The sequence below is a fragment of the Streptomyces sp. NPDC091376 genome (genome assembly GCF_044757085.1).
Taxonomy (GTDB): domain Bacteria; phylum Actinomycetota; class Actinomycetes; order Streptomycetales; family Streptomycetaceae; genus Streptomyces; species Streptomyces pratisoli.
Window position 1 is genome coordinate 416341 of sequence record NZ_JBIVUF010000003.1, and the last position, 23366, is coordinate 439706.

Annotated in this window: 21 protein-coding genes; 12 read left to right on the forward strand and 9 right to left on the reverse strand. The window is 71.6% G+C overall.

All coding sequences use genetic code 11. The features are described 5' to 3' along the window. The first annotated feature begins 83 nt into the window (after positions 1-83). The 5 genes from ACIQMR_RS09635 to ACIQMR_RS09655 all read left to right on the forward strand — a co-directional run bounded on the left by ACIQMR_RS09635 (position 84) and on the right by ACIQMR_RS09655 (position 4674). A complete protein-coding gene (locus tag ACIQMR_RS09635; protein ID WP_401384854.1) occupies positions 84-485 on the forward strand; it encodes a hypothetical protein in 402 nt (133 codons plus the stop codon). 326 nt (positions 486-811) lie between these two features. Further along, the gene (locus ACIQMR_RS09640) at positions 812-1693 is read left to right on the forward strand and encodes a glycosyltransferase family 2 protein (RefSeq protein ID WP_401384855.1); all 882 of its coding nucleotides are present in this window, start codon (positions 812-814) and stop codon (positions 1691-1693) included. Next, a complete protein-coding gene (locus tag ACIQMR_RS09645; RefSeq protein ID WP_401384856.1) occupies positions 1690-2712 on the forward strand; it encodes a glycosyltransferase family 2 protein in 1023 nt (340 codons plus the stop codon). The genes ACIQMR_RS09640 and ACIQMR_RS09645 overlap by 4 nt, the downstream gene beginning before the upstream one ends. Further along, positions 2709-3506 (forward strand): polysaccharide deacetylase family protein, encoded by a 798-nt coding sequence (locus ACIQMR_RS09650; RefSeq protein ID WP_401384857.1) that lies wholly within the window; start codon positions 2709-2711, stop codon positions 3504-3506. The genes ACIQMR_RS09645 and ACIQMR_RS09650 overlap by 4 nt, the downstream gene beginning before the upstream one ends. A 73-nt stretch (positions 3507-3579) precedes the next feature. Continuing rightward, positions 3580-4674 (forward strand): DUF5925 domain-containing protein, encoded by a 1095-nt coding sequence (locus ACIQMR_RS09655; RefSeq protein ID WP_266375360.1) that lies wholly within the window; start codon positions 3580-3582, stop codon positions 4672-4674. A gap of 88 nt (positions 4675-4762) precedes the next feature. On the opposite strand, the gene ACIQMR_RS09660 is transcribed toward ACIQMR_RS09655, so the two are convergent. Further along, entirely contained in the window at positions 4763-5137 is a 375-nt protein-coding gene (locus ACIQMR_RS09660; protein WP_401384858.1) for a GntR family transcriptional regulator, read from the reverse strand. A 100-nt stretch (positions 5138-5237) separates the two neighbouring features. Between ACIQMR_RS09660 and ACIQMR_RS09665 the strand changes: the two genes are divergently transcribed. Beyond that, positions 5238-6161: a GNAT family N-acetyltransferase gene (locus tag ACIQMR_RS09665; protein WP_401384859.1), complete on the forward strand. Its 924-nt coding sequence runs from the start codon at positions 5238-5240 to the stop codon at positions 6159-6161. After that, positions 6142-6636, forward strand: coding sequence for a DUF402 domain-containing protein (locus ACIQMR_RS09670; protein WP_385472448.1), 495 nt, complete (start codon positions 6142-6144; stop codon positions 6634-6636). Before ACIQMR_RS09665 ends, ACIQMR_RS09670 begins: the two co-directional genes overlap by 20 nt. Here ACIQMR_RS09670 and ACIQMR_RS09675 read toward each other — a convergent pair. The 5 genes from ACIQMR_RS09675 to ACIQMR_RS09695 all read right to left on the reverse strand — a co-directional run bounded on the left by ACIQMR_RS09675 (position 6617) and on the right by ACIQMR_RS09695 (position 11390). Further along, on the reverse strand, positions 6617-7780 hold the full coding sequence (locus tag ACIQMR_RS09675) for a methyltransferase domain-containing protein (protein WP_401384860.1): 1164 nt from the start codon (positions 7778-7780) through the stop codon (positions 6617-6619). The genes ACIQMR_RS09670 and ACIQMR_RS09675 overlap by 20 nt on opposite strands. A 99-nt stretch (positions 7781-7879) precedes the next feature. Further along, positions 7880-8326, reverse strand: a complete 447-nt coding sequence (locus ACIQMR_RS09680) for a GNAT family N-acetyltransferase (protein WP_401384861.1) — start codon at positions 8324-8326, stop codon at positions 7880-7882. Continuing rightward, positions 8323-9819, reverse strand: coding sequence for a tripartite tricarboxylate transporter permease (locus tag ACIQMR_RS09685; protein WP_401384862.1), 1497 nt, complete (start codon positions 9817-9819; stop codon positions 8323-8325). Before ACIQMR_RS09685 ends, ACIQMR_RS09680 begins: the two co-directional genes overlap by 4 nt. 3 nt (positions 9820-9822) lie before the next feature. Further along, a complete protein-coding gene (locus ACIQMR_RS09690; protein WP_401384929.1) occupies positions 9823-10305 on the reverse strand; it encodes a tripartite tricarboxylate transporter TctB family protein in 483 nt (160 codons plus the stop codon). A 101-nt stretch (positions 10306-10406) separates the two neighbouring features. Then, positions 10407-11390 carry a Bug family tripartite tricarboxylate transporter substrate binding protein gene (locus tag ACIQMR_RS09695; RefSeq protein WP_401384863.1) on the reverse strand — a complete coding sequence of 328 codons (984 nt, stop codon included), beginning with the start codon at positions 11388-11390 and terminating at the stop codon, positions 10407-10409. Positions 11391-11520: 130 nt separating this feature from the next. Between ACIQMR_RS09695 and ACIQMR_RS09700 the strand changes: the two genes are divergently transcribed. The 5 genes from ACIQMR_RS09700 to ACIQMR_RS09720 all read left to right on the forward strand — a co-directional run bounded on the left by ACIQMR_RS09700 (position 11521) and on the right by ACIQMR_RS09720 (position 17383). Then, positions 11521-12207, forward strand: coding sequence for a response regulator (locus ACIQMR_RS09700; protein WP_401384864.1), 687 nt, complete (start codon positions 11521-11523; stop codon positions 12205-12207). A 253-nt stretch (positions 12208-12460) separates the two neighbouring features. Beyond that, positions 12461-14191: a trypsin-like serine protease gene (locus ACIQMR_RS09705; protein ID WP_401384865.1), complete on the forward strand. Its 1731-nt coding sequence runs from the start codon at positions 12461-12463 to the stop codon at positions 14189-14191. 149 nt (positions 14192-14340) lie between these two features. Next, positions 14341-15504, forward strand: coding sequence for a hypothetical protein (locus tag ACIQMR_RS09710; protein WP_401384866.1), 1164 nt, complete (start codon positions 14341-14343; stop codon positions 15502-15504). An 86-nt stretch (positions 15505-15590) separates the two neighbouring features. Further along, positions 15591-15998, forward strand: coding sequence for a hypothetical protein (locus tag ACIQMR_RS09715; RefSeq protein WP_401384867.1), 408 nt, complete (start codon positions 15591-15593; stop codon positions 15996-15998). Between the two features lie 374 nt (positions 15999-16372). Then, on the forward strand, positions 16373-17383 hold the full coding sequence (locus tag ACIQMR_RS09720; protein ID WP_401384868.1) for a lytic polysaccharide monooxygenase: 1011 nt from the start codon (positions 16373-16375) through the stop codon (positions 17381-17383). Positions 17384-17473: 90 nt separating this feature from the next. Here ACIQMR_RS09720 and ACIQMR_RS09725 read toward each other — a convergent pair whose 3' ends face one another. The 3 genes from ACIQMR_RS09725 to ACIQMR_RS09735 form a co-directional block, all read right to left on the reverse strand. Beyond that, positions 17474-18334: a triacylglycerol lipase gene (locus ACIQMR_RS09725; RefSeq protein WP_266375332.1), complete on the reverse strand. Its 861-nt coding sequence runs from the start codon at positions 18332-18334 to the stop codon at positions 17474-17476. Between the two features lie 218 nt (positions 18335-18552). After that, complete coding sequence (locus tag ACIQMR_RS09730) at positions 18553-19509, reverse strand: DNA polymerase thumb domain-containing protein (protein ID WP_401384869.1); 957 nt, start codon at positions 19507-19509, stop codon at positions 18553-18555. Positions 19510-19715: 206 nt separating this feature from the next. Next, entirely contained in the window at positions 19716-23159 is a 3444-nt protein-coding gene (locus tag ACIQMR_RS09735) for a DNA polymerase III subunit alpha (protein WP_401384870.1), read from the reverse strand. Between the last annotated feature and the right edge of the window lie 207 nt (positions 23160-23366).

Here is a 23366-nt window from a genome sequence, read left to right on the forward strand (position 1 = left end):
TCTTGACGGACCGTCGGACGAGGCTCGACCATGACAGGCCTCAGCATCCAGGCAATCCGGTTCCTCCGGGGGCAAACACGCCCATGCAGACGATCTTCAGCAAACCTGCCCTGCTCCGGACGGATGTCCTGCCGGTGCTCGCAGGTATGGCGCTCACCGTGTCCGCGACCGGCGCAGCCCTGGCGCTCGCGGGGCTCGAATCTCCGCTTCGCGCGCCGTTCGCGCTCTTCTGCCTCACCGTCGCGCCGGCGGCCGGACTCGCCGCGGCGCTGCGCCCGTTGGCAGCCGGGACCTGCGCCCGTATCACGCTCTCGTCGGCCGGCGCGATCCTCGTCGATCTTCTGGTCGCCCGGTCATTGCGCGCACTGGACCTGTGGTCCATGGAAAGCGGAGTCACAGCCGTCGCTGCGATCACTTTCTTTCTCTTTGTCATCGCAATGTGGAACAGGCCTGCGCATTTCAGCCCGCGCTGGAAAAAGTTGTAAAAAGCGGAGTCGTCGGACCAGGTCTTGTCATACAGTCCTAATCATCAATACCGTCGTACATCCACCCGCAACGGTCCATCTTTCAAGGCGACTCCTGGGGAGGGGTCATTCGTCGCGACGGACCGTGGCGGGGCGCGGTAGGGGGGTGCCGCGCTCGGTCGCACTTGTGCCGAGTCGCGTACCGCGCGGCCAGCTATGCCAGCTCGCCCAGCCTGTACGGAGATCCATGCCGTCATGGCCGGGGCGAGATGCCCCCCTTTCGAACCGGACACTCATCCGGACCGCCCGGGGGCGGGCGGTCCACCGGACGAGAGGGAAACCGACTCATGAGCTCGTTCCTGCGCCCGGCGGTCCCGGATCCTCATGATCCGATGACCACGGCCACAGCCATCGCTTCGGCCACCGCCACGGCAACGGCCACCGCCACACTCGGCCGGATACCGGCCCAGTACCGCCCGATCTCCTCTCATCTCGCCATCGCACCACCGGTCAGCGTCGTGATCCCCGCCATGAACGAGGCGGAGAACCTTCCGCACGTCTTCGGGACACTGCCCGAATGGATCCATGAGGTCGTCCTCGTCGACGGCAACTCGACGGACGACACGGTGAACGTCGCACGGGAGCTGTGGCCCGGTGTCAAGGTCGTCGCGCAGGCCGGCAAGGGCAAGGGGGACGCCCTGATCAGCGGCTTCGCCGTCTGCACCGGCGACATCATCGTCATGGTCGACGCGGACGGCTCCGCGGACGGCCAGGAGATCGTCAGCTATGTCTCCGCCCTGGTCGGCGGCGCCGACTTCGCCAAGGGCTCGCGCTTCGCCAACGGCGGCGGCACGGACGACATGACCCCCATCCGCAAGCTCGGCAACCGCGTCCTGTGCGGCATCGTCAACGCCAAGTTCGGCGCCCGCTACACCGACCTCTGCTACGGCTACAACGCGTTCTGGCGCCACTGCCTGGACAGCATCGCCCTGGACTGCACCGGCTTCGAGATCGAGACCCTGATGAACATCCGGGTCGTCAAGGCCGGACTGCGCGTCCAGGAAGTGCCCAGCCACGAGTACCTGCGCATCCACGGCGTCAGCAACCTGCGCGCCGTCCGGGACGGGCTGCGGGTCCTCAAGGTGATCCTCAAGGAGAAGGGAGTCCGCCGCGCCGCGCGCCGGAGCCCCGTCCTCACCCTCAACATGCCGCGGGGAGAGGTCTCTTGAGCCGGTACCACCGGGCGTTCTCCGTGGTGATCTGCGTCTACACGGAGGACCGCTGGCAGGACATACTCGCGGCCGTCGGATCCGTACGCGAACAGTCGCTCCCGGCGCTGGAGACGCTGCTCGTCGTCGACCACAACCCGGCGCTGCGGGACCGCCTCACCGAGGAGTTCAAGGAGTTCCGGACACGGGGAGAGGAGGTGCGGGTGCTCGCCAACGCGGGCCCCCGCGGCCTCTCCGCCGGCCGCAACACCGGAATCGCCGCCGCCCGCGGTGAGTTCGTGGCCTTCCTCGACGACGACGCCGTGGCCGAGCGGGACTGGCTGCGGTACTTCGCCGAGTCCTACGACGACCCGCGGGTGATGGCCGTCGGCGGCAGGACCCAGCCGGCCTGGGCCTCGGGCCGCAGACCGGCCTGGTTCCCCGAGGAGTTCGACTGGGTCGTCGGCTGTACGTACCGGGGGCTGCCGCACGGCCGCGTCCCGGTGCGCAACGTCCTCGGCGGAAACGCGTCGTTCCGCCGCAGCGCCTTCGACGCCACCGGAGGATTCGCCACCGGCATCGGCCGTGACGGCGACAGACGGCCACTGGGGTGCGAGGAGACAGAGCTCTGCATCCGGCTCGGCCGGGCCCTGCCGGACGCGGTCCTGCTGATCGACGACCGCGCCGTCATCCACCACAAGGTCCCCGCCGGACGGGAGCGCTTCCGCTACTTCCGTACGCGTACCTACGCGGAGGGCCTGTCCAAGGCACTGGTCACCCACAGCGTCGGCAGCGCGAAGGGGCTGGAGACCGAACGGCGGTACACCACCCGGGTGCTCCCGGCAGGCGTCGCGCGAGGGCTGCGCGACGCACTGCTGGGCCGCCCGGGCGGCGCGGGCCGGGCCGGCGCGATCGTCACCGGCGTCGCCACGGCCGCGGCCGGGTACGCGATGGCGAGCGTCCGCACCCGGTCCGGGGTGGCCTTCTCCCACGGCCCGATCGCCGCGTACGCGCCGGGAGCGGAGGGCGGCACGCCATGACCGCCGTGAACCAGGCCGTGCCGATCCTCATGTACCACGCGATCGGGCACCGGACCGCTCCGGCGACGCACGGACTGTCCGTGGCGCCGGAGGCGTTCGCCGAGCAGATGGAACTGCTCGGCGGGCGCGGGTTCACGCCCGTCACCACCGCGGAGCTCGGGCGGGCGTGGCGGCACGGTGTCCCGCTGCCGCCACGGCCGGTGCTGATCACCTTCGACGACGGCTACGAGGGCGTGCACCGGCACGCCCTCCCCGTACTCGCCAAGCACGGTTTCTCCTCGACCCTGTTCGTGTCGACGGGCTGGCTGCGGGGCGCGCACGACGCGGGCGGCGCGCTCGACACGATGCTGGACTGGGACCAGGTACGGGCACTGGCCGCCGCGGGCACGGAGATCGGCGGCCATACGCACACCCATCCGCAGCTCGACCAGCTGGACGACCTGCGGCTGCGCCACGAGACCCTGCACTGCCGGGAGATCATCGCCGGGGAACTGGGCGCGGCACCGCTCTCGTTCGCCTATCCGTACGGCTACTCCAGCCGGCGCGTCAGACAGGCCGTGCGCGCGGCCGGCTTCGCCCAGTCACTGGCGGTGGGCAACGCGCTGGCACGCCGGCGCCAGGGCCCGTACGGGCTGGAGCGGGTGACCGTGCGGCGCTCCACCGGCATCGAGGAATTCGAGCGGCTCGTCGAAGGCCGGGGCATCGCCCGCGGCTTCGCCAGGGACCGGGCGCTGACCAAGGGGTACGCCGTGGTGCGCCGGACCCGGAGGGCGGTGCGACTACTGCGCACATGAGTTCGAGACCGGTCCGCGACGGCACACGTCAAAAGGCCGTGCACGGAGGGCTGCCGTGCCGGATCATGGCGCCATGACTGCCAACCCTGAGGACTCCGTGCCGATCCGGCTCAACGTCGACGACAGCGACTCGCCGTCGGACGTCGTGGACGCGCTGTTCCTCGGCCGCTTCGCGACGGGCGAGCAGCCGTACTCGCACAGTTCGACGATCGACCGGGTCAAGCCCGGCGCCACACTGCTGCCGCCGGGCGCCCGGGTGCTGCGTGCCGCGCGCGACGACGACCGCAGCGCGACGCTCGCCGACGGCGACGGCTGGACCCTGCTGATCTCCCGCTGGAACCGCGGTGCCGACGTCACGGTCACCGCGGTCAGCTCCGAACTCGCGGAGAAGATCCACAAGCAAGCCACGGAAGGCGTCCAGGACGAGCCGGAACCCCAGCCGGAGAACGTCACGATGGGCTTCTGGTACGTGTCCCCGCGTCGTGGCCCGCACCGCACCACCCGCCAGATCAGCGCCGGCACGTGGGAGGAGGTACGGCCCAACTACACGACGCCGGTGGCCGAGGCGATGGACCGGCTGATGAAGGTGACCCCGGACGACATCGCGGGCCGGCTGCTCCTGCTCCACGGCCCGCCGGGCACCGGGAAGACATCGGCGCTGCGCACGCTGGCGCGCTCGTGGCGGGACTGGTGCCAGGTGGACTGTGTCCTCGACCCGGAGCGGCTCTTCAACGACGTCGGCTATCTGATGGACATCGCGATCGGCGAGGACGAGGGCACGGCGAAGGGCCGGTGGCGGCTTCTGCTCCTGGAGGACTGCGACGAGCTGATCCGCGGCGAGGCCCGCCACACGGCGGGCCAGGCGCTGTCCCGGCTGCTGAACCTGACGGACGGGCTGCTCGGACAGGGCCGCAACGTCCTGGTGGGCGTCACCACCAACGAGGATCTGGAGCGGCTGCACCCCGCGGTGGTCCGGCCGGGCCGCTGTCTGGCCCGTATCGAGGTCGGTTCGCTCACCCGCAAGGAGGCGGTGTCGTGGCTGGGCACCGAGGAGGGTGTGGGCCGCGAGGGTGCGACCCTGGCCGAGCTGTACGCGCTGCGGCGGGGCACGAATCCGGCGTCGGTCCCGGCGCAGCACGACGGCGCGGACGCGGGACTGTATCTCTGACGTCCCCCAGCTCCCCCGGTTCCCCGCAGTTCTCCCGGTACCCCCAGGACGAGGTCCTGGGGGGTGAGGAACGGACGGGCTCGGCGCTTCAGGCTTCGTACGCCGCCCGCAGCGCGTCCCGCACCGCGCGGACCGCGTCCTCGCGGGACAGCCCCAGGCGATGGACCTGCTCGGCGTACGCCTGGGCGGCCGAGGCGGCCTGACGCTCCGCCGCATCACCCGCCGCCGCGACGAACGTGCCGTTGCGGCCACGGGTTTCGATCACCCCGTCGCCCTCCAGGGCGCGGTACGCCTTCGCGACGGTGTTGGCGGCCAGGCCGAGTTCCTCCGCCAGACCTCTGACCGTCGGGAGTTTGTAGCCGACGGGCAGCGTGCCGGAACGGGCCTGGGCCGAGATCTGGGAACGCAGCTGCTCGTAGGGCGCGGAAGCGGCGTCCGTATCGATGACGATCTTCAAGGTCACAAAATGATTGTCTCCCACTTCGGTGCCGCGGGCACGCCGCTTGGGACCCGCCGGAAAATGAGAGGCGGGCGCACGAGGCGCACGCGTAGCGTGCGGAATCATGACAGTGATCGTCCGTGACTTCCGCGCCCCCCAGGACGCCGCGGGCGCCGCCCGGGCCCAGCGCGCCGCGCTGCCGTTCATGCTCGTGAGTGCCGAGTCCCTGGCCTTCGACTTGGCCCACGCGCATCCGCTCGCGCGCTTCCGTCCGCTCGTCGCCGAGGAGGGCGGCGCGATCGTCGGCACGGCGCAGGTGGGGCTCGCGCACGACAGTCCGGAGCCGGGGGTCGGTTACGCGAACGTCTTCGTGCACCCGGAGCACCGTGGCCGGGGCGCCGGGTCGTCGATCGTGCGTGCCGCCGAGGAGTATCTCGCGGCTGCCGGGGCCACGAGCGTGTACTCCTGGGTGCTGGACGAGTCGGCCCACCGTGCCTTCGCCGAGCGCCTCGGCTACCGGCCCAGCCGCCCGGCGTACTTCCTCAGGCTCGATCTGGCGTCGGCGGAGCTGCCGCGGCTGCGGACACCGCCCGAAGGGGTGCGGATCGTCCCGGGGTCCGCGTTCGCGGACGATCCGCGGCCGCTTTTCGAGCTGGACGCGGAGACCACCACGGACGAGCCGGGCGACGTGGACGCGGAGTTCACCGACTACGAGCACTGGCTGGCGGAGACCTGGGGCCATCCGCTGTTCAGCCGCGAACTCACCTCCGTCGCCGTCGTGGACGGCCGACCGGTGGCCTTCAGCGCGGCACGTACGGACGGTTCGACCCGCTACGGCACGTCGATGACGGGCACCGCCGGCGACTTTCGCGGCCGGGGCCTCGCCAAGCTCGCCAAGAACGACTCGCTGCACCGGGCGCGCGCGGCCGGGTTCACGGAGGCCTTCACCGGCAACGACGCCGGCAACGGTCCGATGCTGGCGATCAACAAGTGGTTCGGTTACGAGATCTGTGCGACGGAGGTACGTCATGTCCGCACGCTGGGGTGAGTCCTGGGTCGATGTAGCGCTGATCAAGGCGGGGCGTACGAAGATCCGCTACCCGGCGGAGGTCGTCGCCGACGACGGCACGCGGCTCACCGTCCGCGCGCCGTGGGCGGGCGACGACGTACGGGACTTCGGGTTCGTGCGCTTCGAGCCGGGTGACATCTTCACCGAGTACTACTGGCGCGACCGCTGGTACGCCGTGAAAGAGGTGCGGGCCGGTGACGGGGCGCTGAAGGGCTGGTACACCGACATCACCCGCCCGGCCGAGGTCTCGCGTGACGAGGTCGTGGTCGAGGATCTGGACCTGGATCTGTGGGTGTCGGCCGACGGTACGCAGATCCTGCGGCTGGACGAGGACGAGTTCGCCGCGAGCGGTCTCGCCGACAGCGATCCCCGGGCGGCCGAGGAGGCCGCCCGGGCGCTGGACGCCCTGGAACTCCTCGCCCGCGAGGGGCGGTTCACGGAGCTCCTGGTCTGAGGCGCGGCACCGGGACCGAGCCCGGGACCGAGACGGGGAGCGAGTCCGGGACCGAGACGGGGAGAGGCACCGCCCGATCCGGTGCGCCGGGGTCGTGGGCGATGGTGTCGTCGTCCTCGTGCCAGTGGACGACGAAGCGCTCACCGGCCCGGTACGCCTCGAACCCGGCCCTGCAGTACGCGACCATGTCGTCCGGGAGCGCGGCGAGGGGATGCCAGGCGAGCTCGGAGCACTTGTGCGGCTCCCGGTTGTACGGCTCGCCGCCTGTCCCGTACGCCGCCTCGAAGAACCAGCCCGTCCGGGGCGGGTCGCCGGGCCCCCGGTGCTGCATCACGAGCGCCACGCGCAGATCCTCCGGCCCGAGCTCGACGCCGATCTCCTCGGACGTCTCGCGCACCATGGCCGCGCGCACGTCCTCGCCGTCCTCGACATGCCCCGACGGCCCGTTCCACAACCCGTCCCCGTAGCCGGTGTTCGCCCGGCGGGCGAGCAGGACCTCGTCGCCGCGGCGCAGGACGAGATGGACGTCGACGACCTCGCTGTGCCGCGGGGCCGGGGCAACGGGCGCGAGCCGGGCCACCACCGCGTACCGCTCGTCGTCGACCGGGCGGCCCCACAGGGCCGGATCGTCCGACAGCCGTTCGTGGTCGATCCGTCCCGCGAGAGGCGTGAGCGCGCCGATGAGCCGCTGCGCGGGCACTCCTGCGCCGCCCCACACCCCCTCGACCAGCACCAGTCGCCCGCCGGGCCGCAGCAGGGACACCCAGTGGCCGAGCGCCGACTCGGCGTCGGGCAGGGCCCAGACGACATGGCGCACGAGCACGACGTCGAAGAGCCGCTCCCCCACCGGTGGCCGGTCCGCCGGTCCGACCAGCACCTCGGCGCCGGTACCGGCGAGCTTGCGGCGCGCCGCCGCGGCCATGCGCGGCGAGAGGTCCACCGCGGTGACACGGTGGCCCTGCTCGGCGGCGACGAGGGAGAGGCTGCCCGTGCCGCAGCCGAGATCGAGCACATCGGACGGCTCGTGCGGCAGCCAGCGCGCCATGCGCGCCGCCCAGGCACCGCGCACCACGGGGTCGCGCAGTCCGTGGTCGGGCTCCTCGTCGAAGGTGTCGGCGGCTGCGTCCCAGTCGATCGTCGTCATGCGTCCGATCGTCGCAGCCGCCACTGACAACGGCCCCTCCACGCGGTTCAGTCCATCGGCTTGCGGCAGCGTGTCAGTCCATCGGCTTGCGGCAGCGCGTCAGTTCAGCGGCTTGCGGTAGTGGATGCGGTCGTACCGGCCCTCCATGCGGCGTTCGACGACCTCATAGCCGTACCGCTCGTACATCTTCCGGTTCTCCCACATCATGGCGTTCGTGAGCAGCCGTACCTCGGGCAGTCCGAGCCGGCGCGCGTGCTCCTCGACGAAGGCCAGCAGCCGGCGGCCGAGTCCCGCGCCCTGGGCGGAGGGGTCGACGGCGATCGAGTCCAGGTAGAGGTGGTCGGCCGCGGGGATCAGCACCAGGACGCCGATCACCGGGTCGCCCGTCACGTACACCCGGCCCGCCGCCACGTTCGCCGCGTGGTCCGCCTGCATCGGGGCCGGTACGAGACCGATCCGTTCGATGTAGTGGTGGTAGGCCGCGTCGGTCACGGCCTTCACACGGGTGATGTCGTCCTCGGCGGCGAGCCGGATGTCGTCGGTCATCCACTCACCCTACGACCGCGCGCAACCAGCCTCTTCAGCCATGGCCAGGCCAGCAGCACCACGATCACGGCGTACACCGTCACCGAGAACGGGGTGTCGACCAGCCCGGTGACACTGCCGTCACTGATCTGCAGGGCGCGCCGCAACTGCTGCTCCGCGGCCGGGCCGAGGATGACACCGATCACCGCGGGCAGCACCGGCAGCCCGTAGCGCCGCATACCGAACCCGATCAGTCCGATGACCAGCAGGATCACCAGGTCGAGCGCCTCTCCACCGACCGCGTACGCGCCGACCGCCGCGAAGAACAGGATCCCCGCGTAGAGGTACGGCCGGGGGATCCGCAGCAGCTTCGCCCACAGCGGTGCGAGCGGCAGGTTGAGCGCGAGCAGCAGGACCATGCCGACGAAGAGCGAGGCGATCAGGCCCCAGACCAGGTCGGGTTCGCGTTCGAAGAGCAGCGGTCCCGGCTGGATGCCGTACTGCTGGAAGGCGGCGAGCATGACGGCCGCGACGGCCGTGGTCGGCAGGCCGAGGGTCAGCATCGACACGAGCGTGCCGGCCGCCGACGCGGACGCCGCGGACTCCGGTCCCGCCACGCCCTCGATGGCGCCCTTGCCGAACTCCTCCTTGTGCCGGGAGAGCCGCTTCTCGGTGACGTAACTCAGGAACGTCGGGATCTCCGCGCCGCCGGCAGGTACGGCGCCGAACGGGAAACCGATGACCGGTCCGCGCAGCCATGACTTCCAGGTGCGCCTCACATCGGACTTGGCGAGCCAGGGCCGGCCGACGGGTATCGGCTCTTCGGACGTACGCCGCAGATGGGCTGCGACCCACAGCGCCTCGCCGATCGCGAAGAGCCCGACCGCGACGATGACGACGTCGATGCCGTCCGCGAGCTGGAGCGAGCCGAAGGTGAGCCGCTGCTGTCCGGTCATCTGGTCCAGGCCGACGAGCCCGAGGGTGAGACCGATGAGCAGCGAGGCCAGCCCCCGGATACGGGACGAGCCGAGGACGGAGGTGACGGCGATGAAGGCCAGCACCATGATCGCGAAGTAGTCGGGTGCGCCGATGTCGACGGCGAGTGCGGCGACGGTCGGGGCGAGCGCGACGAGCAGTATCGTGCCGATCATGCCGCCCGCGAAGTGGCCGACGGCGGCCGCCGCGAGCGCCTGCGCGCCACGGCCCGCCCTGGCCATGGGGTTGCCTTCCATGGCGGCGACCACGGCCGCGCTCTCACCGGGCGTGTTGAGCAGGATGGACGTGGTCGAGCCGCCGAACATCGCGCCGTAGTAGATGCCCGCGAACATGATGAAGGCGCCGGTCGGTTCGAGCCCGTACGTGACGGGGAGCAGCAGTGCCACCGCCATGGCCGGGCCGATTCCCGGCAGCACGCCGATCGCCGTGCCGAGCAGCACTCCGAGCGCCGCCCAGAACAGGTTGACCGGGGTCAGCGCCGTCCCGAAGCCGTCGAGGAGGGAGTTGAGCGAATCCATCGGCTAGAGCACCCCCATCAGCGGGCCACCGGGCAGCGGCACCCCGAGCAGGTTGTTGAAGACAAAGAAGGTGACGAGGGAGAGAGCGGCCGCGATCAGCGGGTCTCGGTGGTGGTGGCGGCTGCCCAGCGCGTAGGCCGAGCCCCAGAAGAGCAGCGCCCCGGAGACGGGGAAGCCGAGCGGGCCGATGAGGACGGCGTTCGCGAGGAAGACTCCGGCGAGAAGCAGTACGGTTCGCCGGTCGCCGGGCTCGGAGAGGTCGATGTCCTCGCCGCTCTCGGATTCGCCGCGGCCGCCGCGCAGCACGTCGACGGCGAGGAGTACGGCGACGAGGAGCAGTCCGGCGCCGACGACGACGGGGACGGTCCTCGGGCCGACGGGGCCGCGCTGGGCGATGTCCACGTGCATCGTCAGCGCGTCGGTCAGGACGAGCAGGCCGATGACGAAGAGGAGCACGCTCACGCCGAGTTCGGAGTGCTCGCGCAGCCAGGACGTGCGTGCGGACCCGCCTGCGTCCGTCTCCGTCTCCGTCGCCGTTTCTGTTCCCGCTCCCGTTCCTGTTCCCGCTCCCGCTCCCGCTTCTGTGCTCACAGCCCCAGCTCCTTCAGTACGGAGTCGACGCGGGTGTCCTGCTCGTCCAGGAACTCGCCGAACTCGTCACCGGTCAGGAACGCGTCGTCCCAGCCGTTCTTGCGCATCGAGTCCTGCCACTGCTCGGAGTCGTGGAGCTTGCGGACGAGGCCGACGAGCTTGTCGCGTTCGGCGTCGGAGAGTCCGGGCGGGGCGACGACGCCGCGCCAGTTGGTGAAGTCGGTGTCGAGCCCGGCCTCGCGCAGGGTGGGCGCGTCCAGGCCCGGCACCCGCTCGGGGCCGGTCACGGCGAGCAGCCGCAGCTCTCCGGACCTGATCTGGTCGAGGTACTCGCCGACGCCCGAGACGCCGAAGGCGATCTTGTTGCCGAGGATGGAGGCGAGCAGCTCGCCGCCGCCGTCGAAGGGGACGTAGTTGACGGACTTGGGCGCGATGCCCGCGGCCTGCGCCATCAGCATGGGGGCGAGATGGTCGGGTCCGCCGGGTGAGGAACCGCCACCGACGGGCAGCTTGCCCGGGTTCTTCCGCCAGGCGTCCACGAGCTGCTGGATGGTCCGGTACGGGGAGTCCTTGGCGACCACCACGATGTCCTGCTCCTCGGTGAGCCGGGCGATCGGGGTGGTGTCGGCGAGGGTCTTCGGCGACTTGTTGGTGTGGACGGCGCCGACGACTCCGAGGCCCATGGACATGGCGAGCTTTCCGTTGCCGTGCTCGCCGACGAGCCGGGTCAGTCCGACGGTGCCGCCCGCGCCGGGCAGGTTGAACACCTCGATGTTGTGGGTGAGCCCGGCCTCCTCGGCGTTCTTGGCCGCCGTACGGGCCGTGATGTCGTAACCGCCGCCGGGCGAGTTGGGGACCATGAGGCGCAGGCCGGGGATCTGGGTGCCGGTGTCGGCGCCGCTGCCCGTGGTGAGCAGCGGAGGCCCCACGAGCACCAGCAGCGCCGCCCCGAGCAGGGCGAGGGGGGTGCGCAATCGCACGTGAGCCGCCTTTCGGTCCGGTCAGGGGGGTGGTGATGTGGCCCACATGTTGCCTGCGCGTTAAGAAGCTGTCTCTCTTCCGGAATCAACGGACGTTGTGGTCGTTGTGGTCGGCGCCTAGCGTGTCGGCGTGACGACGGTGCTGGTGGTGGACGACGACTTCATGGTCGCGAAGCTGCACGGCCGCTATGTGTCGGCGGTGCCCGGTTTCACGGTTGCCGGGGTGGCGCACAGCGGCGCCGACGCCCTGCGCGCGGCGGACCGGATCCGGCCCGATCTGGTCCTGCTGGACATCTATCTGCCCGATATGGACGGCATCGGCGTACTGCGCGAACTGCGTGCGGCTGAGGCGCGGGACACGGACCGGCAGCCGACCGACGTCCTCTTCATCACCGCGGCCCGGGACGCGGGCACGGTCCGCGCGGCCCTGCGCGCCGGCGCCCTGCACTATCTGATCAAGCCCTTCAGCCAGGCCGCGCTCCAGGAGCAACTGCGGCACGTGGCCTCGCTCCGGACCCGCCTCGCGTCGCTCCACGAGGCCCGGCAGGAGGACGTCGACCAGATCTTCGGCACCCGGCCGCCCGGCTCCCGCGAACTCCCCAAGGGCCTCGCCGCCCATACGGCGGACCTGGTCGACCGTGTTCTGCGCGCCCACCCGGAGGGCCTGTCCGCCTCGGAATGCGCCGAGGCCGGCTCTCTCTCCCGCGTCAGCGCCCGCCGTTACCTGGAGTACTTCGCGGAGACGGGGCGCGCGGAGGTGACGCTGCGGTACGGGGGTACGGGACGCCCCGAGCGGCGCTACCGGCGCCTCGGCTGAGGCTCCCTCCCGCGTTTCTCACTGGTCAACCGTTAGTTGAGACTCGTATTATCTGCCGATCGAGGTGGGGGATTCCGCTTCGCAGCATCGGCCGAGGTCGGGGGGCCTGTCGAGGCGTGCTGCCCAGAAGCATGGTGCCCCCACCATCACCAATGACGAATCCGGCGGGCGTTCGTGCTCCGCCGGTTCGACAACCCGAGGGGTGGGTTACCGAGTGCAGATTCGCTTGCGTGGTGGCCGGCACAGGCGCCGTATGAAGCCGGCGCTTCCGGCCGTGGCCGCGGTCATGGCGCTCACAGGGGCGGGGATCGCGTTCAGCGGATCCGATACGGCGCAGGCGGGTGAAGGACTCAGGCTCGGCGTCGAGTCGCAGAAGCCCGCGCAGCCGTCACAGGCCGAACTGCGACAGCGCGTCGGCCAGGCGATGGAGGCCGTGGCGGACAGCGGGGCCGGGAACGGGGCCGGCAGCAGGGCCGGCGGCGCGCCGAGCGCGCGCATCATCGGTGGTTCGGAGACCACCATCTCGGCTGCACCGTGGATGGCGCAGCTGCACTACTACGACGAGGCCAGCAACACCGGCTTCCTGTGCGGCGGCGTGGTCATCGCCCCGACGAAGGTCGCGACCGCCGCCCAGTGCGTCAAGGGCGCCAAGTGGTACGCGGGCGGCACCGTCGTCGTCGGTACCGACCAGACGCCCACTCAGAACACCGACGGGACGTGGAACTGGCACAACGGCACGCTGCTGGGCGCCTACCGGCAGTGGAACCACCCGGGCTTCAGCTGGTCGGCCGGCCTGGACAACGACGTGGCCGTCCTCACGCTGACCAGGCCGGTCCCCGCCACCGTGAAGCCGCTGCCGCTCGCGCAGCCCACCGACTCCGCGCTCTACCAGGCGGGCCTGGACGGCAAGGTGTACGGCTGGGGCAAGACCACCTCGGGTCCGGGCGGGCGCGCGCAGACGCTGAAGGTGGCCGACGCGGACGTCGTCGCCGACACCTCGTGCGCGGCCGCGTACCCCGGGGGCTTCGTCAAGGGCCACATGCTCTGTGCCGGCGCCGCGCCGACGGGTGACGACGGCACCAGCGAGACGACGTGCGCCGGTGACTCGGGCGGCCCGCTGGTGGTCGGCGGCAGGCTGGCCGGCATCGTCTCCGGGGAGAACTGCGCGACCGCGGGCAAGTACGGCCTGTACGCGAAGGTCTCCACGTACTCGGCACCGATCCAGGCCCGTGTCGACGACGCCAACTGGAACTACGACCACACGGCCGACCTGTTGGCGCGGCGCGCCTCGGACGGCACGCTCTTCGGCTGGACCTCGAAGGTCACCTCGCTGAGCCGTACGTTCGACCACGGCTACTTCGGCGGCTACAACCTGCTCGTCCAGGGCGACCTCGATCGCGACGACTGGGAGGACCTGCTGGTCCGCGCGAGCAACGGCTCCGTGTACTGGGAGCACTTCTCGGTGGTGTCCGGCACGTGGGAGCGCAAGCTCGTCTCCACGGGCTGGAACACGCAGAAGCAGATCCTGATCCCCGGCGACGTCACGGGCGACGAACTCACCGACGTCATCACGGTCGACCCGGCCGGCACCATGCGCGTCTACCCGGGCAAGGGCAACGGCGCCCTCGCGGCGCCGGTCGTCACCGGTACCGCCTGGGAGTCCTTCACCATGATCCGCGGCCACGGTGACTTCACCAACGACGGCAAGGCCGACATCTTCGCCCGCGCCAAGGACGGCAAGACGTACCTCTACAAGGGCACGGGGGTCGCCACCCGTCCGTGGTCGGCGCCCGTGCTGGTCGGCGCCTTCCAGTCCATGAACGCCATCGTCACCACCGGCGACGTGAACAGCGACGGCCACGCCGACGTCCTCACCCGCGACACCACGGGCAAGCTCTGGCTCTACCCGGCCAAGGGCAACGGCGGCTTCAACACACGCGTCGCGTTCGGTACGGGCTGGCAGGCGTACAACCTGTTCGGCTGACCCCACCGCGCACGCCACGAGACGGGGCCCGGGCGACACCCCGGGCCCCGTCCCCGCGTCAACGCGGCCTGCGCACCGTTCGGCCTGCGCGCTGTTCGGCCTGCGCACTGTTCCCGGAAGCCGAAACGAACCGAAGACGAGGACGGCTCATGACATACCGGCGCGCGGCGATACCGGCACTGGCCGGAGGTCTGCTGCTCACGGCGCTCCTGTGGTGGGCGGGTTCGAGTACGAACGCACTGCACCTGCCGGGCGCCACCGGCGTGCTCGGCGGCCGGGCCACCGCCGAGCTCACGACCTGGCTCGTCCCCTGGTCGTACGACCCGCCGGCCGCGCTCCGCATCGGCGCGGGGACGTCCGCCGGGATCGGGGAAGCAGCCGAGGCCGACAGCAGCCGCTACCTCGCGCTGCACGCCACCGCCATGCAGATCCGGTTCGGCGCGGTCTTCGCCTTCTTCGTACCCGGGGCGCTGCTCCTCGTCCGCAGACTGCCGCCGGTGCACGGCCGGATGCCGGCCGCGTTGCTCGCGCTGTGGGCCTGGGGCATGGTGGCCGGGACGCTGGCGGTGACCGTCTCCACTCCGTGGCTGATCGCCTCGTACGGGCGCGGCAGTTACCGCTTCCTGCCCCAGCTGGCGGGCATGATCTCCAGTGGGCGGCAGGTCCTGGTGGCGACCGCGCTGGTCGCGGCGACGGTGACGGTGCTCGCCGCGCGGGTCACCGCCAAGGGTGCCGGTCCGCTTCCGCAGGCGGTCGTCCCGGCGCGGGCCGCCCGGTCGGCCGCCACCGCGGGGACCGTGGTGATCGCCGTGTCCCTGGTGGTCCTCTCGTACCATCCGGTCGCGGCGGCCATCCAGACGGTCTCTCCGGACGGCGGGTTCTTCGCCGAACCGGGCGAACTCCTGCGCGTGTGGCTGCTGCTCGGGGCGTGGGCGGTCCCCGAGGGCGGGCCGATCGGCAGCTGGCTCCTGTATCGCGCCGCCGACGTGCTGCTGCTCGCCGTGGTGTGGTGGGCACTGCGACGGCTGCCCGGGCTGCTCACCCGGGTCACCGTTCCGGCGATGGCGGTCGGCGCGGTCTGCGCGACCGTCCTCGGGCTGCTGGCGAGCCAGCTGCTGAGGTTGGCGACGGACGGTTCAGGCCTGCGCTGGGGGCTGCTGCACCTATCCGGCGTCCTCGGCAGCGGCGTCCCGGCCGCCCTGACCTGGGGCCTGGTGGCGGGACTAGCGGCCGCCGTGACACTGCGGGTGACGGCGGGCCGTACGGAGTCCGCCGACACCACGACCACCGTCGAGGACACCGCCCGCCTCTAGAACGGGCCAGGACGAGCCGACCGCCCGCTGCCCGCTGCTCGTTGCTCGGGCGGGCCCCTGTCAGTGGTGGCTGCGATGCTGCAGGCATGGTCCCGTGGAATCTGATCGCCCTCGACAACGCCCTGCGCGCCAGTTGGGCCGCTGACACCTGCTCCCCGGACGACCTCATTCGCGCCGACTGGCAGCCCGGCAACCCTGCCTGGGGCCACTGCGACATCACGGCCTTGATCGTCAACGACATCTTCGGCGGCGACCTCGTGGTCGGCGAGGTCCATCTCAACGGGGAGCAGCACGGCTTTCACTGGTGGAATCGGCTGCCCAGTGGCATCGAACTCGACCTGACACGCGAGCAGTTCCAGCATGGCCAGACCATCACCGCAGCTCGTTCCGTCACCCGTCCGCCGGGGCCTCTGCCTCGTCGCCGGGAGGAGTACCTCCTCCTGCGTGAACGTGTCGTCAAGCACCTCGGTCACCTGCCGGAGCCTTCCGTCTGACCGACTCCTCGTCGACCCGAGAGCACATCTCGGCCGGGATCCGGGACGCCCCCGACCACGGGACACCGTCAACCAGCCGACCCGAGCGTGGACGGGACCACGCACGCCGGCGCCCGAATCCGGTGGCCGGACGGGCACGCTCCGCAGCGTTCCTGAGCCCCTTCTTACCCCACCCTTAAAGCGGCCATAAGGATCGGCATCCCCCTGTCCCAGCAGGCGATTTCGCGGTTCCGAGGGGCTAGCTTTCTGATCGCCGGGGCGGGGTTCGAGCGTCGGTGCTGCTGACGCTTCGGGGGGCTGCGCCGCCGGAGCGGGCCCCGTACCCCGGTCTTCCGTCCCCCTCATATGTGCCGTTGCTGAAGGAGATCGTCACCATGACCGCTCGCCGTAGGGCCGCCACCGTCGCCACGCTCGGGATAGCCCCGCTCGCGCTGGCCGGGCTCGCCGCATCGCCGGCCGTTGCGCACGGGTCGATGACGGATCCGGTGAGCCGGGTGTCCGCGTGCTACGCGGAGGGGCCGGAGAGCCCGAAGTCGGCGGCGTGCAAGGCTGCGGTCGCGGCCAGTGGGGCGCAGGCGTTCTACGACTGGAACGAGGTCAACATCGCCAACGCGGCGGGCAACCACAAGTCGTTGATCCCGGACGGCAAGCTGTGCAGCGCGAACCGGGACAAGTACAAGGGCCTGGATCTGCCGCGCGCGGACTGGCCGGCGTCGAAGCTCGGGGCCGGCAACCACACGTTCCACTACAAGGGCACCGCCCCGCACAAGGGCTCGTTCGAGCTGTACATCACCAAGGAGGGGTACGACCCGTCGAAGCCGCTGAAGTGGTCGGACCTGGAGGCGCAGCCGTTCGCCAAGGTCACGGACCCGCAGCTGGTGAACGGGGAGTACGTCTTCGACGGCACCGTGCCGAGCAGGTCCGGGCGGCATCTGATCTACTCGATCTGGCAGCGCTCGGACTCCCCCGAGGCGTTCTACACCTGCTCGGACGTGGTCTTCGGCCAGGACAACGGCGGTTCCACGCCCGGCGGTTCGGAGCCGGCGCCGGTCGCGTCCGCGCCGTCCGAGGAGCAGATCGAGGAGGGCGCCGACAACTCCACGGTCGACCACGGCGGTCACGGTGGCGACGACCACTCCGAGGCTCCTTCGACCTCCACGGGCGACGACACCGGCACCGGCACCCCGGAGACCGCGGCACAGCCGGAGACCAAGGGCGAAACGGCTTCCGGTAACACCCCCCAGGCCAACGGCGCCGGTGAGAACCTGGCCGAGACCGGCGGTGACGGGAACACCGCGTACGTTGCCATCGGCGGTGCCGCGGTGCTCGCGGCCGGTGCGGCCGTGATGTTCGCGACGACGCGCCGCAAGGCCATGCGCCGCTGAGCCGAAGTCGCTGAGCCGAAGTCGCTGATCCTGCGTGAGGGGCGCCGCCGCGGACTGCACACCGCGGCGGCGCCCTTCCCCGTCACCTCGTCAGTCGAAGACCGACGCACACGTCGTCGGAGTGGCGCGCGCCGGATCCAGCGCGTTGGCCACCTCGTGGTACGCGATCCGGTCGAACAGCCCTATCGCCACGTGCTCCGAGAAGTCGATGGCGCACAGGTCCTGGACCGTCACGTTCCGGACGTCCGGCCCACTGAGGAACGCGGAGCGGTACGGGGTGACGACCTCGTCGTACTTGGTGGCGATCACGGTGTAGCGCACGCCCGGGACCGTGTCACCGCCCTGGTTCAGCTTGGTGAGGAACGCGGAGCCGGCCATCTGGTCCGCGAGGCCGGGCGTGTTCGAGCTGATCAGGTCCGCCACGCCCGGGAAGTACTTGAGCAGGCCGGTGAGCCCGTTCAGCGTCGTGCCGTGGTTGTCGGGTGCGAGGCCGATGAGGGCGTTCACCTTGTCCGCGCCGCCGAGGAACTTGAGGTAGTGGCGCGGCATCATGCCGCCCTGCGAGTGGCCGACGAGATCGGCCTCGCTCGCCCCGGTCGCGGCGAGGACCCTGTCGACGTACGCGTCGAGCTGCTCGGCCGACTTGTCGATGGGGCCGAGGCCGTAGAAGAACGGGACGCCGGGCAGCTGGCCGTAGTCGAGCGAGAAGACGCAGTAGCCGCGCTTGACCAGGTACGGAGCCAGGGCGAGCCAGTTGTCCACGGAGTTCCCGAAGGTGCCGTGGACGAGTATCACCGGGCGGGGGTGGGCGGAGGACGGCTTGCAGGAGTAGTTGTTCCAGCCGCTCGTGGGGGCGGCGGCTGCGTTGGCGGTGGCGGCCGGCGCGAGGCCGATCGCCACCGCCAACAGGGCGGCGGTCAGTGGTCTGAGGGCACGCTTCCAGGACAGCATCGTGCGTTCTCCTTGCGGCTCAAGGGAAATGCGAGGCTGGTATGGGGATGTGGGGATTCGCCCTGCGGCCCGGACCACAAGTAGAACAGCTGTGCTCATGTCAACGTACGCACGAGTAACTAAGTCTGGGAAGTTACGCGTCGGTAAAAACTGAAACGGCGTCAAGATCCGTGATGGAGCGGTTACTCACGGACATCCCGATCATCCGTTGCCGGGCGTTACGCGGCGAGCGAGCCCGGAATGACCGCCCGTGGGCCGTACTTGGCGCGGGCCCGGTCGGCCACCGCCTCCAGGCGGCGGGCCTTCTCGTCGGCCGGGTCGAAGGTGAGCTGGTGTGCGGCCCGCTCGGCGGAGACCAGCCCTTCGGCGCGCAGCGCGAGGGCGCGCACCCGGGCGCGCTGCAGGCCGAGCGCGTCCAGCAGCCGGTACGCGGCGCCGGTGAGCGCCGCGGAGTGGGCGGTCGGCTCGGCCAGGGCACGGGACTTGATGGTCGTGGTGCGGTCGGCGTAGCGCACGGTGAGCGTCAGGGAACGGCACACCTGGCCTTCGCCGCGCATCTGCGCGCCCAGTTCCCCGGCGAGCGAGAGCAGGGCGCGACGGTGCCGGTCGCGGTCCAACTCGTCGCGGGGAAAGGTGCGTTCGGCGGCGACGGAGCGGGCGGCCGCGTTCGGGACGACCCGGGTGCGGTCGATGCCGTGGGCCTTCTCGTACACCTCACGCCCGGCGCGGGCGCCGAGGATCCGCTGGAGTACGGCAAGGGGTGCGGCGGCGACCCGGTCGACGGTGTCGAGCCCGTAGCCGCAGAGGGCGCGGGCCGTCGAGGGGCCGACACCGTGCAGTGCGGCGACCGGACGCCCGGCGAGGAACTCCGCCACGTCGCCCACGACCAGTGTCGTGCCCGGTCCGGCCTCCCGTGCCGCCATCCGGGCGAGCAGCGGACTGGGCCCGGCCCCGATCACGCAGTCCACGCCGTACAGGGCGAGGGCCCGTACCCGTATCAGCGCGGCGAGTCCGGCGGCGTCCCGGCCGAAGTACCGCAGCGCGCCCCGCACATCGACGAGCGCGCCGTCCTGCCCGACCGCTTCCACGACCGGCGTGAACGCCGCGAGCAGCCCGAGCAGTCCCGCGTAGGCGGCTCCGTCGGGCGGGCCTCCGCCGGCTCCCCGGAAGCGCACGTACAGAACGGTCGTCCCGGGCGGCCCCGGCCTGGCCCGCTCGCCCCCGACGCCCCCGGCGCCCTCTGCATCCCCGACCGCCCCGACCGCCCCACCCGGTCCGCCCGGTCCACCCAGCCCCGCGCGCAGAACCGCCGTGCCCTCAGGCTCGGCCCCGGCCCCGGCCCCGGCCTCAGCCCCGGTCTCAACCCGCCCGTGCTCCGTCGTCATCCCGCACTCCCCGGACTCTGGTGCCACAACTTCCTCGCCGGCACGGCCCCTTCGCCCGCGGGGCGGAGGTCCGCCCAGGCGTTCAGCTCGTAGCCGGTGGACATCCGGATGCTGCGGCCGGCGGCCGGAGCGGTGGGCTCGTCCGGGTCGGTCGTGATGAGCCGCTCGGCCACCGCGTCCAGGCCGCCGGTGCGCCGGATCTCGATCAGGTCCGCGAGGTTCCACGCGGCGGAGCCGACCACGCTGAGGCTGCGCGGGCCCCGGCGCTGGACGACCCCGCGGACCAGCAACAGCCAGGAGTGGAAGACGGTGTGGGCGCACGCCTCGTGGCTGTCGTCGAAGAAGGCGAGGTCGACCAGGCCCGTGCCGTCGTCCAGGGTGGTGAAGACGACCCGCCGCCCGGAGCGGATCGGCGGGGTCTGGGTGGCCGCCTTGGCGCCCGCGACCAGCACCGTCGCACCGTGCTCGACATCGCGCAGCCGCCGCGCGGGGATCGCGCCGAGTTCGTCGAGGAAGGCGTGGTGGTCCGCCATCAGATGGCGGGACGCGTCCATGCCGAGGACGCCCAGTTCGGCGCTGAGCCGCTCGGCCTCGCTGAGGTCGGGCAGCCCGACGGACGCGGTCCTGCGGCCGCCGCCGAGCGGGAGCTGGCCACCGTGGGAGGCCATGCCCCGCTGCGTGCGGTGGAGTTCGGCGAGGTGCAGCAGCAGGTCGCGGCGGTTCGCGCCGAATTCGTCCAGCGCGCCGACCTGTGCGAGCCGTTCGGCGACCGGCCGCGACGGCCGCGCCCGCTCCCAGAAGTCCAGCAGGGACGTATACGGCCGCCCCGCCTCGATCCGTGCCGCTTCCGTCTCGCTGATGCCATGAACATCGGCGAGTGCGAGCCGTATGCCCCACACTTCGTCGGACACCAGTTCGATCTGATAGGCGACCGCCGACCGGTTCACATCCAGCGGAAGCACCGGCACCCCCCGCCGTCGCGCGTCCGCCAGCAGCAGCCGCTTCGGGTACATCCCGGGATCGTGCGTGAGCAGCCCGGCGTAGAAGGCCGCCGGATGGTGCGCCTTGAGCCACGCCGACTGGTAGGTCGGTACGGCGAAGGCGACCGCGTGCGCCTTGCAGAAGCCGTACGAGCCGAACGCCTCGATGATCTCCCAGGCCCGCGCGATCACTTCGGCCGCGTACCCCTTCCGTTCCGCCTGCCGGGCGAACCACACCTTGATCCGTTCCTGCGATTCCGGATCGGACAGCCCGCGGCGCACCCGGTCGGCCTCGTCCCTGCCGCAGCCGGTCAGGATGTTCACCATCTCGATGATCTGCTCGTGGAAGACGACGACCCCGTACGTCTCCCCCAGCGGCCCGGCCAGGTCCGGGTGCGGGAAGCGGACCGGTGCCCGGCCGTGCCGGGCCTCGATGAACGGCCGCACCATGTCCGCCGCGACCGGCCCCGGCCGGAACAGCGAGATGTCGACGACCAGGTCGTGGAAGTTCGCGGGCTGCAGCCTGCCGACGAGATCGCGCTGGCCCGGCGACTCGATCTGGAAGCAGCCGAGCGTCTCGGCGGAACGGACGAGCTGGTACGTCGCCGGGTCACCCGGCGGCACCCGCCCCGGGTCGTCCAGGTCGATCCGCTCACCCGTCGCCCGTGCGACCTCGGCGACGGCGTGCGCCATCGCGGACTGCATCCGCACGCCCAGCACGTCGAGTTTGAGCAGCCCGAGGTCCTCGACGTCGTCCTTGTCGAACTGCGACATGGGAAAGCCCTCACCGCTGGTCGGCATCACGGGCGTACGCCGCAGCAGCGAGGAGTCCGAGATGAGCACCCCGCAGGGGTGCATGGCGACACCGCGCGGCAGCGCGTCCAGCGCCTCGACCAGTTCCCAGAGCCTGTGGTGTCCGCCCTTCTCCTTTGCCACCTCGCGCAGTTCGGGCAGTTCCTCCATCGCCGCGCGGGCGTCGCGGGCGCGGATGTGCGGGAAGGCCTTGGCGAGCCGGTCGATCTCGGCCGGGTCCATGCTCAGCGCGGCGCCCACGTCCCGGATCGCGTGCCGCACCCGGTAGGTCTCGGGCATGGCGACGGTCGCGACCCGCTCCTCGCCGAAGCGGTCGATGATCGCGCGGTAGACCTCCAGCCGGCGTGCGGACTCGACGTCGATGTCGATGTCGGGCAGCGCGAACCGGCGCTTGGACAGGAAGCGCTCCATCAGCAGATGCTGCTCGACCGGGTCGGCGTGCGCGATGCCGAGCAGATGGTTGACCAGGGAGCCGGCGCCGGAGCCGCGCGCGGCGACCCGGATGCCCATTCCCCTGGTGTCGTCGACGACCTGAGCGACCGTCAGGAAGTAGGTGGCGTTTCCGTGGAAGTCGATGATGTCCAGCTCGGAGCGCATCCGCTCCCAGTACTCCCGGGCGTCGGGCCTCCGGTCGTAGCCGCGCAGCACCATGCCGGCGGCGGCGCGGGAGGCGAGGACGCGCTGGGCGGTGCGCCGGCCGGCGCCGACGAGACGCGGCTCCGGGTAGTAGGCGTAGCCCATGCCCAGGCCGTCCCCCGGGTCGACGAGGCACTCGGCGGCGGTCTCCTCGGTGACGGCGAGCAGCCGGTGCGCGGCGTCACGCCGCAGACCGGCGACCTCGACGACCCGCTCGGCCGTACGGGACATGTCGTCCGCACCCTTGAGCCAGCGCTCACCGCTGTCGAGCCCCCTGGCCGGGTCGACGGGGACGAGCCGGCGGGCCGCGTCCAGGACATCGGCGACGGGGCCCTGATCCGGGTCGGCGTATCGCACGGCGTTGCTGAGCACGGCCCGTACGCCCTGCTCGGCGGCGAAGCCGACGGTACGGGCGGCGAGCCGCAGCGAGCCGGGGCCGGTGCCCCCGGTCCCGTGGTGCACGGCTTCGAGACGCAGCGCGTCGCCGTACCGCTCCCGCCAGGGCGCGAGCAGCCGGGCGGCCCGGTCGGGGCGGCCCGCGGCCAGTGCCCTGCCCACCTCGGAGGCGGGCCCGAGCAGCACGGTGAGCCCGGCGGGGCCGCCGTCCAGGGCGTCCCATCCGACGACGGGCCGGTCGGTGCCGTCATGGGCGGCGGTGATCAGCCGGCAGAGTTCCGCCCAGCCGGCGGCGCCGTCGCGGGCGAGGAAGGTGACGCGCGGCGCGGACTCGTCGATGAAGGCCCCGCCCCGCACCGGAGTGCGCCGGCGGCCGGTTCCGTCCGCCCCCTCGGCACGCTCCCGTACGGCGAGATCGGCCCCGAACAGCGGGCGCACCCCGGCCTTGACGCAGGCCTTGGTGAAGCGGACCGCCCCCGCGACCGTGTCGCGGTCGGTCAGCGCGAGGGCCCCCATCCCCCGCTCGGCGGCGCGCTCGACCAGCCGTTCCGGATGCGAGGCCCCGTACCGCACGGAGAATCCGGACACGGTGTGCAGATGCGTGAAACCGGGCACCCGCACCTCCTGGCTCAAATCCGTTCTCACCTCCCCCTCGCCTCCACCATAGACCAAGTTTCGAACGTTCGTACGATTGATGCGTGGGGCACATGCCGGAAGGTCCCGGTGGGCGCCGACCGGGTGCCCGGCAGGCGCCCACCGGGTGCCTTCGGGCTAATGTCCGGTGGGCCGCGTTGGGCCCGCGGCCGCCGGTGGTACGAGTCG